A 15965-nucleotide genomic window follows, 5' to 3' on the forward strand; every position below is an offset into this window, starting at 1 on the left:
AAACATCGAGAGGATGGCGAAACATGTACAAGCTTATTCTGGTTGACGACGAAGAGATTGTACGCAGAGGGTTGAGATATTTCCTAGATTGGGAATCACTTGGGTTTCAGATCGTTGCTGATTTCGAGGATGGTAAAGAAGCCATCGAATATTTGAAAACGCATGAGGTTGATATCGTACTAACGGATATTCGAATGGCCGAGATTAATGGCATCCAATTAGCAAAACATATATATGAGAACTATCCGCAGATTCGTGTCATTATCATTAGCGGTTACAAAGACTTCGAATATGCCCAACAAGCCATTGCGTATAATGTAGAGAATTATTTGTTAAAACCAACGAAATACGACGTAATTACAGATGTATTCCAGAGCCTGAAGCTAAAGTTAGATCAACAGAAGATTGCTTCTATCCAACAGCAACAGCAATCTGTGCGATTTGATGAGCTTCTTCCTCTATTGAAAGAGCAATTTTATACCGATCTCGTGATGGGAGCATTGCGGAATAAGAATGAGCTTCATAAACGAATCCAATTATTATCTCTTTCCTTAGATCCGGCCCATTGTCCATGTGCTTTAATTGACTTAGAGCTATGTGAGCCTGAGAAGCTGACGATTAAGCCGGATAAGCTAACCTATTCGTTAAAAAGCATTTTCCTTGCTGAAAATGTTAATTTCTTGTACAAAGCCGTCTTCAATGAATATCAGGGAATGAAATTACTTGCTTTTCCAAATCATCCTGTATCACTAGAGGAGCTTCGTCAGCAACTCAATACAGAGTTGAATGAAATTATTTCCCGAATCCGAAGTAATTTTGACATCGAAATCCGTTCTCACGTGACAGCTGTATTTCAAAACCTCGTTGAATTAGCCCAATTTAGCGTACCGTTAAAGCTGGTTTATGAAGAGACGCGAGGAAAAGATCGGTTGGAGCCGAGTGAATATGAGAATCTGCTAGGGAAGTACAAGCTATTCATGGCGCATATTACGGACGGCCAAATTGAAAATACCATGAGCTTACTGGATCGATTCATGGACGAATTTCGTAATTTGCCAATCTCATTTGTTCATCGTTTAATAATGGATCTGTTCGCAATGGTGTTTCGGTACTACGCGGACCGCGGGCAAGTGGGTAAAATTCCACATGAGACCGCCCACAATTACCATGCAGTTATTGAGATCAACGATTTGGACGAAATCCGCAGATGGGCCAAGCAATTTATCAATGATCTTATGGTGCTCAATCTCAATACAAAAGAATCGAATGCTACTCTGATCGTCGAGGCAGCGCAGAAGTATATACTACAGAACTTTCATCGAGATTTATCGCTTGAAGAGGTGGCTAATCATGTGTTCTTGAATCATATTTACTTTAGCCGAATCTTCAAACAAGCTGTAGGTATCAATTATATTGATTATTTAACCCAATTACGGATTCAGAAAGCCATTGAATTATTAGAATCCCGTCAATATAAAATACATGAAATTACAGAAAAAGTTGGCTATTTGAATAGTAAATATTTTGCCCGATTGTTTAAACAAACAACCGGTGTCAGTCCTAAGGATTATATACGACAACAAAGCTTGCGTTCAGAAGGTGCTGCAAATGAAAACAAACCGTAATCTCATTCAAGCAGTCCGAATGTACAAGTTTCAAAGTCTCTTTATCAAAAGTTTAATCCTAATATTTCTCCTAGTTATTGTTCCTTTTACTGGTTTAAGCGTCGTTACGTATGTTCAAATGAACAAAGCCATTGAGACGGAAATAAGCGGCGTAAACATGAATTCACTGTATCGTGTGAAGGACAGTATCGAGACCATTTTTAAACAAATGGAGCGTGTTTCACTGGAATTGACTTATCAGGATGATGTTGCTTCCTTCATGCTATCCCCTGCGGACAATACTACGCTCAATTCCAAAATGAAGACGATCCATGATAAGATTTCAATGTTCACACGTTCCATCAAATACATGGATTCCCTGTACGTGTATTCGGAGAGAAATTCGTACATGCTTTCCAATCGATTCGACTCTCCATTAGCAGAGTTTGATGATAAAACCTGGTATAAATCCGTCTATCAGAAAATGGACAGCAACCGTTCTTATTTGGATCTACGTAAACGGAACGATATATATCCATACTTCATTTCCTTTACACTGCCTGCCTATTCGTATGGGACTAGAATTGGGGCTGTTACCGCGAATATTGATATCGAAGAACTTCGTAATTATTTATTTCAGACAGGCGAGCAGTTTGAAAACACGTACATCTTGAGTGGAGATATGGTGGCTTACAGTAATAATCGAAATGAATTTATGTCCAATATCCATGATATCGATCTGCTGAGTAGCGCGGATATCTTTGCTAATATCACTGCCCCAAACACCATGATTAAAGCCATACACAATCAGAAATATATTGTTTCAGTGCTTCCCTCGGAATATAAAAATTTAACTTATATCTCGTTGTTACCCCTCAATAATTACGAACAAAAGATGAATGAATTGCGTACATTTTTGTATTTGTTTTTTGCAATTGGCGTGGTCATTGTCTTAGTTGTTTCCTTATTGATCTCCATTAAAACATTTTCACCTGTAAATCAGATCATGTCTATGATTGAAGATCAGGAAAAGTTAGAGCCTCTCATGGACACTAATGAGAAAAACAAATGGAACGAATTACGTACCATCACAACTACTATATTCAGGACCTTAGATGCCAAACGTGGCCTCGAACAAGAGCTGCAACTCCGTATGTATTCCTTACGGAAGGCGCAGACGATTGCCTTGCAAAATCAAACGACACCGCATTTCTTATACAATACCTTGGAAACGATTAAGTATCTTGCGATTGAATTAACAAAGGGACATAATACCGTATCGAGGATGGTTACTTCACTCTCAGATCTGCTGCGACGTAGTCTGGATACCGATAATCCACTTACTGAGATAAGCGATGAAATCCAACATGCCAAACAGTACGTGGAAATTATGCAAGCCAGGTATCCGAATAAATTCGATGTCATCTGGCAGATTCAAGATAGTCTTCTTACTTGCCAGATCTTAAAGATTTCCATTCAACCGCTATTGGAAAATGCGTTTCAGCATGGGATTATTCCTACTCGTAATCCAGGACAGATTATTATTACAGGATTGCGTACATCGGATGGAATCGTCATCACCGTTTCTGATAATGGGAAAGGGATGCCGGAAGATCAACTCACTAGTCTTCAGCAAAAGCTAGCCAGCGGGGTTAGTTTAGAGGAAAAGCACATTGGATTAAAAAATTTAAATCAACGCATTAAATTACTGTTCGGTGATGCATACGGGGTGTTCATTACACCAAATCTACATAGAGGTTTAGCCGTATTTATCGTGATTCCTGAAAAAAATGACAACCAATACATCGAATAAGTCAATGAAAACAGCCGGTTTAAGAGTCGCTTGACCCCTAACCGGCTGTTTATTTATTTCCATACGCCTAGGAGTGGAGTATCCGCAACGCTCGAAAGCTGAATATCGGATAGCTCCCACTCTCCAGGCATTACGAATATGCCATCATTTGTTTTCAGGAAGGCAGGCCGTGGACCAAAGGAAAAATGTGACGGCAACGCACGTTCACCGCCGACCCACATCATATCGCGTCCGAAATGAGCTTCGTCTTTCCGGCCGATAAGCTGGTATACATCCCGTCCGTAATAGTCGGTAATCGACCATTGTTGATGCCGTTCCATCCAGATGCAAGTATTGCCAAGCAGTACGGATGTGCCCTGACCTAATTCCTTACTAGTCAGATCGTTCCAAAAGTTCTCATCCGCCTTGTGTCGAGTTACGAAGTAAAGCAAATCGTGCGAATGCCAGGCTGTCGATGGTGCAACATCGGCTTCATTACTCCAACCAGTCGCAGAAGCGAAATAGCCTCTTGGGTTTTGGTAGGCGGCGTACGTGCGGTCGCTAGCCGCTAAATAATTGCTTAACTCCTCATCCTGTACATGTGTCAAATATTGATCTACCGCAAATAAGGTCATCCCCATTCCGGCGATCAGCATCGGTTCATCGAGCTTAACCCACTTGCTGCCCGAATGGTACCAGACACGATGCATCCTTAGATGACCTTTCTGATCTTGCCATGTGCTTCTAGCAACATGCTTGCATAAGGCTCCTGCATGCGCCAAGTATCGCTCATCATCAAACAGTTCATAGGCCAATACCAGAGGGCCGATTAATAAGCCGTAATATTCGCCAGGCTCTGTACTCGTCTTGTCCTGATCATAGCGATAAGAAGCCTCGCATGCCATATCCGGCAATCCCCGAAAGTGGAATAGCTCAATCAAGCTGTCCAACTGCTTACGGAGCTCGTCGCTTCGTTCTAAATCCCCACCAAATGCGCGGAAATGCAGTAACTTCCCCCAGAAACGGGCATATTCTTGGTTACTGATAGCTTTGCCATGCGCCCTACCTTGCGTGTAGATACCGCCAAAGGGATAGATTCGGTCCATGGCTTCGAAATTAGTTTCCATGGCTGTACGAATCCCCGTTTTGACCTCATCGCTTAAATAATCTACCCCATACTTTAGCGTCAGGCCTAGTGAAACATTCGCAATGGCATTATGGATTAAGCCTAATTTAGCGCTCTCCCCAATCTGAAAACCAATGTGCGCGTATTGGCCATCTTCTTGAAAACTAGATGTCTGAAAGCGAATGAGTTGCAGCAATTGACGTTCTAACTCAGGTTCACGTCTTTTTTTAAGCAGTATTGCCAACGCTGGTAATAGCGGACTCCCCCACGTGCTGTGACCGCAAGTGAAATCGGCCCACCGATAAGGGTTAGATCCCCAGACAGAATGGTTATGAAACCCGTGAATCGCCCCATTCGGCTGTACCCAAGACAACAGCCAGTTTGCCAGTTTCCCAGCATGCGGTTTCTCTGTTCCTAGTGGTTGCTTCATTAGCTTTTCTCTCCTGTCCTATTCATGCAAAATATCATTGATTCACTAGCAGCTTTAAAATATGGACAGCGTGCCCACTGCTCTTCTCGTCCTGATCGCTGGATATTCGGTCTGGTAAAGCCGAATTGATAATAATTAGCGACTTCTTCGTGTTGATCACTATTGTCCTGGGGTCTTCGATAACTTTTCATAGAGAACAGCCGGTTAAGAGTCGCTTGACTTCTAACCGGCTATTTTCACATCAATCGCTCCATTTTACGCCAAATCTGCTGCCCCTCTATCGCATCTTCCCACAGGTCAAAATGCGGGTACATCACCTCGTGCCAATTCGTTGGTGATTGCTTCGTGGTCAGCAAGCCTTGACGAGTGATCGAACTAATCCTGCTTGGTAACTCATGATAGGAGAAGATCAGCCTGTTATGCATACCAATCATATACGTCTGATTAAAGCTATTTGGGGACTCTTCTTGCTTCTGGTAATGGTAATAGACATAGCTCGGGACCATCTCTGGCTTTAATCTCGCTATTGAACCAACTCGCTCATCAATCGAATGATTGCTGCGCCAATCTTCGTCAGGTAAGCCATCATGAAACACATCGATCATGGGAATTGCCAATCGATGCAAGGTCTCATTTGTGCTGACATTTGTGTTGGGCTCTTTTGGCCACTTCTCCAAATATCGTTCGAAAGAAACGGGCCAATCCCACAGTGAAGCGCTGTGACTGCTTACTGCCTCGGCATACACACAAACATATACATCGCAAGCGAACACAGCTACTTGCTCTAGACCTGCAGCACCCCACTTTTCACGCAGTGCAGTTCTGCTTTCCTTCACGATTTGCTTGAATTGGTTAGCCGTACCTCTACGCGTTTGTGAATAGAACAATACTCGATTCATGTCCTTCACTCCCCTACATGCCCAAATAAAAAGCTTTCGCATTGTGAATTCGCACATTCGCACGCTCTTGTTCGCTCCAATGATCCGGCAGCAGCTGTTCAAATAATTGAACAACCTCTTTATATGTACCTGCCATTAAAGCTACCGGCCAGTCGCTGCCAAACAGGATACGCTTTGGACCGAATTGCTCTGCCGTGTGACGAATATACGGTGCTAAGCGCTCTAGATTCATGCCCTCTGCAGGCGTAATCATGCCGGACCATTTACAATATACATGTGGGAACGCGGACAATGCCGCTATACTAGCAGACCAGATCTCTATTTCTCCCGTACGAATCGGTGGACCCCCTAAGTGATTAATAACGGCCTTTAGCTTCGGCACGCTATTGAGGTATTTAAGCACGGTCGGCATCTGTTCAGGACCGATTAGTAGGTCGATCGGAAAAGCATCCTCTTCCAAGACGCGTAGATTCGCTAGTAAACATTCAGACACCTGATCTTTGTTTGGTTGGAACACAGTTCGATCTAGCCGAATGCCCACAAATAACGGATTCTTCCGTAACCGAATATATTCCAAGGCGAAGGTGTCAGCAAATGGATCAAGCCAACCTACGACACCAAGTATTCGATCATCTTTACTCGCCAGCTCAAGCAGAAATTCCGTTTCTGCTATTGTCGGAGCAGCTTGTACAGCGATGAGTCCCCGCAAGGCTTCCGTATGGTCAGCAACGTCTACAGCTTCAGCTAGATCCGCTGGCAAATAATTCTGGTAGAGCGTAGGATTGCTCGGCTTCAGCCATTGATAATCCCCACGCTCCAACTGCCAGAAATGGACATGACTATCAAGGTAAGAAATCATACGCTTCGACCTCTGATCAGCTTCTCCGCTGTAGGTTCCACTTCTACACTCCATGGTGTCTCATAGGTCGGCTGGTTCACGTATCGTTTCATGTGTAGCTTGAGTTGAATACCCGCTCCAGGAGACAGGCTTACAGGCAGCCACTTGCCATCAATTGCACCTTCGCCAACTTTATCACCGATCTGATTATAGCTTTCCATGTAGGTAAACTGATGCTCACCAAAGCTGCCTGCCTGAACGATCACTTCATGTTCTTTAAATGAAGATAAATTCACCAGTGTTAGTGTGACAAACTCGTCGCCTAGCGCCTCAACCAAAGCACCGATATCCTCCGGTAGACCGCAACGCTTACGTTTTGCATCGAAATAACGTACACGAGCATGCTGCAAGCCACCATGAGAGATGTGCATCGGAGCACCAAGCATCATTTGAAGCAACCCTTCAAAGTAAACCGGCGAATATTCCTGCCATTGATGAATGCTGTACGGATGATCCCAGTCCCAGCTAGTTGGATCGCCATCAGGTGAACGGAGCTTCTCTAACTGAATAGAGATCAGCTCTATATTTTGCTTTAATATTTGCTCCGGATAATCTGGGAATTGACCTCGCATATATAGATACCAAGGCACTGTGTTCGCAATATAATGTTTCGTTTCCTTACGCGTTACTGGATTTCTCCCCGAAATGGTAGGCATGTCAATCTTGCGAAAATGATCCTCGTAAGGAATCCGGTCTACACGTGCTGCGTCTTCCTCTGCCATCGAAATCGTCCATAAGTAAATGGGATAGGTCGGAACTTGGATACGATAATCTGTCCAACCGGCATCAAAATGTTTGTTTGGAACAAACCATTTCCCATTAATTTCTTTACCTAATTCCCAATTTAAATCCAATTGCGAACGTGCCAGATCTAATTTGCTTCGGTCACCAGATAACAGAACAGCATTCATACCTGCGTTTGTGAGTGGCTCGATGATGGACATGAAACCATGTGGCCAGCGGTAGCCATAGTACCCGCCCCACCATTTGCCGTCATTGTATTCACCAATCGTATCGCTTAATCCAACGTTGTCTGGAATCAACCCACCGTTACGCTTGGTGCGTTCTTCCCAAGCTGCCAAATAATCCAAGACCCACTGACGATAAGATTCATCACTTGTATACATAAAGGCGTTGGTCATAAGTCCAGTCGAGTTCAAATTAAGCGGGACGTCACCTTTCGCTTTACGCTCATTCATACGGCTTATAATCTCGCGGTAGATGTCATCATCGGACCACTTGCACTTCCCGCTAGCAAAGTCCACACCTGGAATATCCTCGAATGGAGCTAAGTAATCGTCAAGTACACCGCGGTGCGTGACCCAGTCTTCTTCCGTCATCTCAAACCGGGGTCCCTTGCTGCCCGTTATAGGCGAACGCATTAGCTTCAGCTTCGCATCAAAGTTAGGGACTTCTGGATTCCTTCCCATATAGAGCTCAGCAAACTTCACCGCTCTTTGACGATTCTTCAGAAGATGCGGGTCAGACAACCCGAGGAAATAAAAATATAAGTAGCCTTCACCATGATGCATCCAATCGTAATAAGCGTCAAATTCATTATGAATTTGACCATATTCCGTCCATTGCCACGTAATGGCATCCCACATAAGACGAGACAACCGCAAAATTTCTTCGTTCCCGCCAAGCGTGTACAGCAAAGATAAATTCATAAACGCTTCATAGGGATCATCGGATCCGTCCATCCCTGGCCAATCTTCTCGCCAAACAATGGTTCCGTCCTCCCGCGTATAGCGTCTTACATATTCAACCGCTGCCTCATTTAAGGTATCGATTAATTTCCGTTCCATGAGTGCCCAACTTGGCGTAGTCCACGCATCGGCTGCATGGATCATACTCGTCGTGGCATTGGAGCTATTCTTCTGTGACATGGATCTTTCCTCCTACCAAAATGTATCGTGTACGCCGCGCAGCTTGCAGACTGCTTCTGCGAAGAAATAATCACCGTAGATCATCGGTACGTTCACATGAGTTTTCTTAGGGCGATTAGCCGTACCCATGCGAAGAATGGCTTCCTCGCTCGGGTCATCCCAAGCTGTGCATCGTTCGTTTAATTTGAAAATCAATTTCTCAGCCGAGCTGCGATAGAACTCCGACTCACTCTCAGGAACCAACAGACTCAACTCCAACATACCACTGGCTGCACAAGCTGTGGCACTAGAGTCCATTGCCATGTCTTCTTCCCATGGCGCTCGGAAATCCCATGGCGGCAACCCATCATCGGGTACACTCGCCAGGAAGAAATGGGCTGCCCGTTTAGCGGCATCGATATATCGCTGATCCCCTGTGTAGCGAGCACTCAGCGCCATGCCGTATAGGGACCACGCGGTGCCGCGTGACCATGCCGAGTCCGGTGAATAACCTTGCCCACCCAGTGCTTCTTGTCTTTCTCCTGTTTCGGGATCGAAGCACACAATATGGTGAGTAGACCCGTCTGGACGTAGGAATTCACGCAAAGTCGTATCCGCATGAAGAACAGCTACATGCCGAAACCGTGGATCACCCGTCTCTTCACTTGCCCAATAGAGAAGCGGAAGGTTCATCATGCAGTCAATAATCGCCCAACCCGTACGCTCCGATTGATTCCAAGCACGAATGAATTGCCCTTTCGCGTTGTATCGTCCGACTAGATGACTGGCTGCCGTCATGGCGCGTCGTTTCGACTTTTCACTGCCAAGCAGTTTGTACTGTGCCACGGAGGATAAGCTCCACATAAACCCTACATCATGATGCAGCGGATAGAAGTCGGTAAGCACGGGGTCCATCAAGGTTTCAATCTGTTCTGCTGTATCTTTGAGCTGATCATTCTTAGATTCACGATAAACCAACCAGAGTAAGCCCGGCCAGAACCCATTCGTCCACCAATCAGCATCTTCGCTGTTATACTTGCCATCATAAGAGATATATGGGAAATCAGCGCCGACTGATTCGTTCATTCCTTCTACTTTACCGTTGATTTTATGCCATAATTCATCTAACCATGGTGCATTCGTCATCTTCTAGTAACTCCTTTACCAAGTTAATGGCTGCCCTGGAAACAAAGCAAGCAGCCGATCCAAATCATGTTGCGGCAAGCCGACCCCATCACAATAACTGGCATTGAGTGCGAGCGATCGCATTGAAGTCGTTCCTGTTAAGGTAACCGTGATATCCGGACTTGAAAGACTGAATCGCATAGCAGGTTCTATCAAGCCTTTAGGCTCTGATGTCCGAAGGAAGGCTATTTGTTGTATACGGCGCTGCGCTTCTTCAAACATCGGAGAATCTTGCTTCATAAATGGTGCTGGTGCTTCAGCAAGAAGCCCCATGCCAAGTACGCTTCCGTTAATAACGGATACGCCATATTCTTTTGCAGTCGGTAGAAGCTCATCCATTGCTGAATAGTCAATGAGCATATAACGGCAGAACGTTTGGATCGAATCAATCTTCCCAGTTCGAATAAATGGCAGCAACAGAGACGGATTGAAAGCATTGACGCCAATCGCTCGCACCTTCCCTTGTTCCTTGAGTTTAAGAAAAGCAGGAATGGTTTCATTCATCCCCATCTCCGAGTTCAGTTCTGATAGCTCGTGCATTTGAATGAGATCCACATAATCCGTGCCAAGACGCTTAAGACTTTCTTCCACGGAAAGAATCGTATTTTCATACGTATACGGCACACCACGCATAACAGCTTTAGTAGCAAGGACTACTTGAGCCCTTTTCCCTTTGAGTGCCAACCCAATGCGTCGTTCACTTTCTCCTCTGCCATATAACGGTGCTGTATCGATAAAGTTGATCCCGAGTTCCAAGGCTCGATCGATCACCTCTGTCACTTGTTCGTCTGTTACCGGTCCGTAATCCCCGCCAAGCGGAGCGCCTCCAAGCCCGAGCTTAGAAACTCGAATTCCGGTTTTCCCAAAAGTTGTATACTCCATAGGTTCACTTCCTTTGTCTCTTCTCTGATAATTTAATACTACGAAACTGGGTTAAACATGCATAGGGAGTCAATTTAAAGATAAGAATGATAATTTGTTTTACAAGAGTACTTAGGGTCACCAAAAACAATTTAAGTGACTTATTTAAACTTTAAAATCAAAAAAAAACAGCAGCGGTTAACTCAGTTAAGTTAACCGCTGCTGTTATGCTATTTTCCCCGTTCAGTCGATCTTGATGAAGACCTTGTCTTCTTCAATCTTTACCGGATATGTTTTTAGATTGACGCATACTGGCTTACGCTTCGCTTCACCCGTCGTATAGTCAAACCGGCCATTATGTTTAGGACATTCAATGGTGCTTCCCATGACAAGCCCATCAGCTAAATGAAATCTCTCATGGGTGCAGAATCCATCCGTTGCATAATATTGGTTTTTATCTGAGCGATATATAGCAAACGTACGATCTTGATAATCGAAACGAATAACATCTTCTTCCTCAATGTCATCGACATTACAAGCTTCAACCCAACCCTCGATATTAGGCATGCGTACCTCCAAGATTTCGATCAGTTACCTTCCGATGCTGAGCAAATTCACGGCACCTGGGGGCGACATAGGAATGGTCTTTCCTCATCTTCCAGATATGCTGCCCATGTCTCGCGGACAGCGGCTGTGAAGCTCGGAGCAGCAGCTGGGCAGTCCTGCTTGATCTCCTCGTGCAAAGCAGGCAAATTATAATACGGAACCAACGGAAACATATGATGTTCAATATGATAATTCATATTCGTGTACAGAAACCGAAGAATACGGTTTGTATAGAAAGTCCTCGCACAAAGCCTGTGATCGAGCGTATCTTCATATAGACCGACATGCTGCGTTGAGACCAGCAAACCGTTCAGAAGAGCGCCATAGAACGCAGGCAGCCCAACGAACATGAGTGGTAAAATGCTATCTAGATAAAAGCACAAAGAGATAATAACCGCATAAAGAATAATAAATACACGTGCTTCCAAGAATAAATTCCGTTGCTCGTTGGTCGGGACCAATTCCTTCTCCTCGGCGCTTAGAAGTCCTATTGCATGTTTGAACAGGTAGGGCCAAGTATTGTAAATGAATGATTCTCGGATAATATATCGAAGCACACGTTGCAATTTCGGAGGACGCGGTTCCATTATTTCCGGATCGCTGCCCACGATGATCGTATCCGTATGGTGGCGGGCATGCGTCCAGCGAAAGTTCGTCGCTTGAATCAAGATCAGAAACGAGGTGAATTGATACAAGGCTTCGTTCATCCACGCCGTTCGAAACATTGTGCCATGGCTGGATTCATGCCATTTGGATACGGCAGGTACCGTGTAGACAGTTCCATATACGATAAAAGCGGGTAAAGCCCACCATGATCCCCACGACAGATAAGCAACATAGCCCAGAACGACTGTTAAGGCGATCCAAAGCAAGGTGTCACGAATTGCCGGCCCGTTCTTGCGTATCATGAGCTCCTTCATACGTTTTCGGGGAACGGGGCATTGATACCATTCTCCTGAAACAAGCCCTTTCTCGATCGCTTTTTGCCGTTCTGGTCCAAGAATACTATAGTCCCGCTGTATGGTGTTCCCCATATGATCTCTCCTCGTCAGTCTGTATTTTCATTCAGTTCTGAATATGTTAAGCGTACCAGATCAGATAGCACTTGACTTCCCAGAACTTATTAAATAGGATCAGACACATAAGAGTAATGCGAACGCATGGAAGGAAGAGCTATAAATGACTATGATGCACTCATCTAGTTCGATGCGATGGGTTTTCCCTCCGCATGAAGATAATCCTGAGAGATTTGAAAGCGCGACCACCATCCGACTCGTTCCGGAATTGTTCGTCGTAGGATATCAAAAATATGCAGAAGCGTATCCCATCCCCCTTCATTGTCATCATCACGCATATGAGTTTGTCTATTTACATAGCGGAAGTGCAACATGGGAGCTCGACGGTATCCCTTATCCGATGAGTGCTGGGCAATGGTTTTACACCCGTCCAGGAGAACTTCATAAAGCTCGGTTTAATCATTTGGAGCCTAGTCGGATCTGGTGGATGATTGTGCAGGATCCAGAGAGCACCACGAACTGGTTCCGTTTGGAAGGCTCTGATCGTGAGTTGGCCGGTTCTCGCTTACAGCAACTTCCACGGGTATTTCGCGCAGGTCATCGCGTGCACGAACAATTCATACGCTTGAAGGCGACATTAGAAACAGAGGGCCCTGATCAAGCTTTTTTTGCCCGACATCAGATTCTAGACATCATCATGGGACTTCTGCAGCCTACTTCTTCCAAGTCAATAGAGCCCGGAGTCAAGGATGCGGTGATCCGCTCCGTCCATCAAATAAAGCAAGCGCCTAATACGCGATATTCCGTTGCGGAGCTTGCCCGTGCATCTCAGATGAGCGAGTCTCATTTCTATAAAGTGTTTCACAACATATACGGACAGTCTCCTGCTGCTTATATGGAACGCATAAGAATGGAGCGTGCTTGCTCCCTTCTGCAAACGAGCGTTTCCATTACGGAAATTGCCTTTGAGCTAGGGTTTAAGACCAGTCAACATTTCACGACCGTATTTCGCAAACATACCGGCAGTTCACCAAGTGAGTGGCGCTCTAATCCTTTTTAGCCTGATAAAATAAAAAAAAGACTGCATTCACCCAAGGAGGAATAGGTGCTTGTAGTCTTTTGTGTTTACTTACAAATACGATCAACTTAGCGTCTGAAGCTTCCTGCCGAACCAGAAAGTTGTTGTTCTGCGATTTGCACTAAGCGCTTCGTAATGTTGCCACCAATAGAGCCAGCATCGCGTGATGCAAGGTTGCCATTGTATGCTTGAAGCTGAATCCCTAACTCTTGTGCCACCTCATACTTCAGTTGATCCATTGCTGCTTTTGCTTGTGGAACTGCCAATGTGTTGTTAGCCATAATTGTTATTCACTCCTTTTCTTGGTGTGATATTATCATGTGGAGTTTGAAAAATATTATACATGTGCTATAAAATTTTTTTTGTTCTTTTCATCTGAGACGCTCTCTTATATTTGAATCCCCTTGTATTCCAATGTTTCACGCAAAGCATGGGCCATAATGTCGTAGCCAAGCACATGAGGGTGAAGTCCATCGTCTGCAAGCTCCTCGCGCAATTGGATGCCATCTTCTGTGACCATCCGCGGCGAAATTAGTGAATGTCGATGTCAATAAAATGTTCGCTGTATTGAAAGACTGTTCAATAGCCGTATCCGTTGATCGATTAATCTGTTCCGTTAAATTTCGGGACACTTTGGAAGCGATGACAAACGTCAGCACGGCAATGACTAAAAGCCCCACCAACAGATAGGACAAAATGATTCGAATCAACATATTCTTATTTTTCAAGAAGGCCTGTAAGCTTTTCATCACGATCCTCCTCTGGTTTATGGCAAAAGAAAAAAGAGACAGCCGTTAGATAGGTCGCCTCTTTTTACTGTATCAGAAGGGTGAAGGTACTTGGATGAAGTTTTTTAACAGATGTATGCGCTTTTTTAAGAATTGAATTATCATCAGGCCCTGTTATAGCCTCGCGAACGTGATGTAATCGATTTGGGCTGGTTCTGCCGAATCGATCCGAAGTGCCCGATTGATCTGTCCCCGGTGATATTGTCCATGTAAGAGGACCTGCAACAGGATGTCCCTGACGGACGTTCGGAACGGAACCCCGCTCTGGTTCGCATAGTCGATCATCTTGTCCAACTCGGATTCCTCGAGCCCTTCGATATAGAGGCGATATTGCTCGGCGTTTTCTTCAAACATCGTCCGGATCGCTGTCAGGTCTTCTGCTTGTTCCCACAACGAATATTGCGCGCTGCCCTTGCCCTGCAATCGGGACAGCCAAACTCGTTCCGCGACCGCGACGTGCCGAACCAACTTTAGAAGGTCCTTGTTCTTCGTCTCACTCTCATCGAGAGCGTCCAAGATGCGTCCGTCCGCCCAGATCAGGTGGTCCATCATGCACTTAATCGTCTTCATTTCGATTTCCCCCTCTTCGTCTTATCGATTAATCATGGTCCAGTTCCATCCGTAATCACACGATAACCTAACCAATTTTTCTTCACCCAAATAAATGATTTTGACACTTCATCAACATAGAATAATTTAGCTCCACCAAACGATGTGCTTCCTGTCTCCTTTACATGAACACTGAGAGCCTTAATTGGATGGAGAGAGAAGAATAAATGCTTCCTAACCGCTAGTTCAGCCGTTGGATTGGGAAAGAAAAACAAATAAATCACTAACAATGTCGTGATGGATATCATCCAAATCTGTTTCCTCTTCGAGATCATTGTATCATCCTCCCAACACTTAGTTCTTTAAAAATAAGACGAAGGGAGCGTGTAATAAGTTTCCATTTAATATAGGTTGCCAAATACAATTAAACAAGAGGGATCTAACCTAAGTTGAATAAGGTAAATTCAAAAGTGCGGGTATTTCTGGATGGAAATTAGTTACTTTTAAAGTAATATTGTACTCTTTAAAGTGAAAATTAAGATGACCATCTCGCATACAAAATGGCACGCCTTTTTCTGTAAGTTTTTTACTGACCTTACTAACAAAATCTGTACTACTTACTCCGAATATGACATTCATCGTTGGTGGTAAAGCAACCATTTCTATGGGTATCCATTTTCTCTTTTTTGAAGGTATGACCATATGCGATGTACCGCCTATTGCAAAAGTAAAGTCATCTCTAACTTTATCAAGTTTCAGCTCAAAAATGTCTACAAAAAATTCTCTAAATTCCTTAACGCTATCTGCCGGAAAGCCAATTTCTCTAAGGTACAGTAATTTTAAGTCTCCTGCTGGGGTAAGTATTCCTTCCCTGACATAATGATGTGTGATAATCTCTAGCAGATTACCATCACCATCTCGAAAGTATACGTTTTTACCAGTTTCGAAATCATCAATATATCTGCCATTAGACCATTTTAATAGTGCAATCCCCTTACTTTTGAGCAAATTGACCACATTTTCAAATTCTGAAACGGGTACTTCAAAAGCAAAATGAGCTGGAGCTATTGGTTCCATAGCTTCTTTAAACGATAACTTAAAGTTTTCAGTTGGTTGGAAACATATTTCGTCTTTAGTTTCAAGAAGAATTGGGAATTGCAATTGCTCGAAGTAAAATTGTTTAACCCCTTGAATGGAGACTGTGTTCAATTGAAGTTGTTCGTAATGAGTAATGATACTGATTGCCCCCTTTATTAACTATTGCC

Annotated in this window: 16 protein-coding genes; 3 read left to right on the top strand and 13 right to left on the bottom strand. The window is 44.2% G+C overall.

Annotated elements, in window-relative coordinates:
- Positions 1–23 precede the first annotated feature (23 nt).
- On the top strand, positions 24–1625 hold the full coding sequence (locus ACSQ8O_RS31410; RefSeq protein WP_436244844.1) for a response regulator transcription factor: 1602 nt from the start codon (positions 24–26) through the stop codon (positions 1623–1625).
- The gene (locus ACSQ8O_RS31415; RefSeq protein ID WP_436244845.1) at positions 1609–3417 is read left to right on the top strand and encodes a sensor histidine kinase; all 1809 of its coding nucleotides are present in this window, start codon (positions 1609–1611) and stop codon (positions 3415–3417) included. The genes ACSQ8O_RS31410 and ACSQ8O_RS31415 overlap by 17 nt, the downstream gene beginning before the upstream one ends.
- A 53-nt stretch (positions 3418–3470) precedes the next feature.
- Here the strand turns inward: ACSQ8O_RS31415 and ACSQ8O_RS31420 are convergent, their stop codons facing one another.
- The 8 genes from ACSQ8O_RS31420 to ACSQ8O_RS31455 all read right to left on the bottom strand — a co-directional run bounded on the left by ACSQ8O_RS31420 (position 3471) and on the right by ACSQ8O_RS31455 (position 12303).
- On the bottom strand, positions 3471–4952 hold the full coding sequence (locus ACSQ8O_RS31420) for a hypothetical protein (RefSeq protein WP_436244846.1): 1482 nt from the start codon (positions 4950–4952) through the stop codon (positions 3471–3473).
- A 236-nt stretch (positions 4953–5188) separates the two neighbouring features.
- Complete coding sequence (locus ACSQ8O_RS31425; protein WP_436244847.1) at positions 5189–5851, bottom strand: hypothetical protein; 663 nt, start codon at positions 5849–5851, stop codon at positions 5189–5191.
- A 13-nt stretch (positions 5852–5864) separates the two neighbouring features.
- Positions 5865–6710, bottom strand: a complete 846-nt coding sequence (locus tag ACSQ8O_RS31430; RefSeq protein ID WP_436244848.1) for an amidohydrolase family protein — start codon at positions 6708–6710, stop codon at positions 5865–5867.
- A complete protein-coding gene (locus ACSQ8O_RS31435; protein WP_436244849.1) occupies positions 6707–8638 on the bottom strand; it encodes a hypothetical protein in 1932 nt (643 codons plus the stop codon). The genes ACSQ8O_RS31430 and ACSQ8O_RS31435 overlap by 4 nt, the downstream gene beginning before the upstream one ends.
- 12 nt (positions 8639–8650) lie before the next feature.
- Positions 8651–9763 carry a glycoside hydrolase family 88 protein gene (locus ACSQ8O_RS31440; RefSeq protein ID WP_436244850.1) on the bottom strand — a complete coding sequence of 371 codons (1113 nt, stop codon included), beginning with the start codon at positions 9761–9763 and terminating at the stop codon, positions 8651–8653.
- A 15-nt stretch (positions 9764–9778) separates the two neighbouring features.
- The gene (locus ACSQ8O_RS31445; RefSeq protein ID WP_436244851.1) at positions 9779–10684 is read right to left on the bottom strand and encodes an aldo/keto reductase; all 906 of its coding nucleotides are present in this window, start codon (positions 10682–10684) and stop codon (positions 9779–9781) included.
- 222 nt (positions 10685–10906) lie between these two features.
- Positions 10907–11230 (bottom strand): MocE family 2Fe-2S type ferredoxin, encoded by a 324-nt coding sequence (locus tag ACSQ8O_RS31450; RefSeq protein ID WP_436244852.1) that lies wholly within the window; start codon positions 11228–11230, stop codon positions 10907–10909.
- Positions 11231–11277: 47 nt separating this feature from the next.
- Complete coding sequence (locus ACSQ8O_RS31455) at positions 11278–12303, bottom strand: fatty acid desaturase (RefSeq protein WP_436244853.1); 1026 nt, start codon at positions 12301–12303, stop codon at positions 11278–11280.
- A 145-nt stretch (positions 12304–12448) separates the two neighbouring features.
- On the opposite strand from ACSQ8O_RS31455, the gene ACSQ8O_RS31460 reads away from it, so the two are divergent.
- A complete protein-coding gene (locus ACSQ8O_RS31460) occupies positions 12449–13345 on the top strand; it encodes a helix-turn-helix domain-containing protein (protein WP_436244854.1) in 897 nt (298 codons plus the stop codon).
- An 86-nt stretch (positions 13346–13431) separates the two neighbouring features.
- Here the strand turns inward: ACSQ8O_RS31460 and ACSQ8O_RS31465 are convergent, their stop codons facing one another.
- From ACSQ8O_RS31465 to ACSQ8O_RS31485, 5 genes are all read right to left on the bottom strand, one after another.
- The gene (locus tag ACSQ8O_RS31465; RefSeq protein WP_056615323.1) at positions 13432–13644 is read right to left on the bottom strand and encodes an alpha/beta-type small acid-soluble spore protein; all 213 of its coding nucleotides are present in this window, start codon (positions 13642–13644) and stop codon (positions 13432–13434) included.
- 138 nt (positions 13645–13782) lie between these two features.
- Positions 13783–14112 carry a hypothetical protein gene (locus ACSQ8O_RS31470; RefSeq protein ID WP_436244855.1) on the bottom strand — a complete coding sequence of 110 codons (330 nt, stop codon included), beginning with the start codon at positions 14110–14112 and terminating at the stop codon, positions 13783–13785.
- 153 nt (positions 14113–14265) lie between these two features.
- Entirely contained in the window at positions 14266–14721 is a 456-nt protein-coding gene (locus tag ACSQ8O_RS31475) for a DinB family protein (RefSeq protein WP_436244856.1), read from the bottom strand.
- Positions 14722–14753: 32 nt separating this feature from the next.
- On the bottom strand, positions 14754–15035 hold the full coding sequence (locus tag ACSQ8O_RS31480; RefSeq protein ID WP_436244857.1) for a hypothetical protein: 282 nt from the start codon (positions 15033–15035) through the stop codon (positions 14754–14756).
- A 109-nt stretch (positions 15036–15144) separates the two neighbouring features.
- Positions 15145–15909: a glyoxalase/bleomycin resistance/dioxygenase family protein gene (locus ACSQ8O_RS31485; protein ID WP_436244858.1), complete on the bottom strand. Its 765-nt coding sequence runs from the start codon at positions 15907–15909 to the stop codon at positions 15145–15147.
- Between the last annotated feature and the right edge of the window lie 56 nt (positions 15910–15965).

Source organism: Paenibacillus sp. LjRoot56, assembly GCF_964253335.1.
Lineage (GTDB): Bacteria > Bacillota > Bacilli > Paenibacillales > NBRC-103111 > Paenibacillus_E > Paenibacillus_E allorhizoplanae.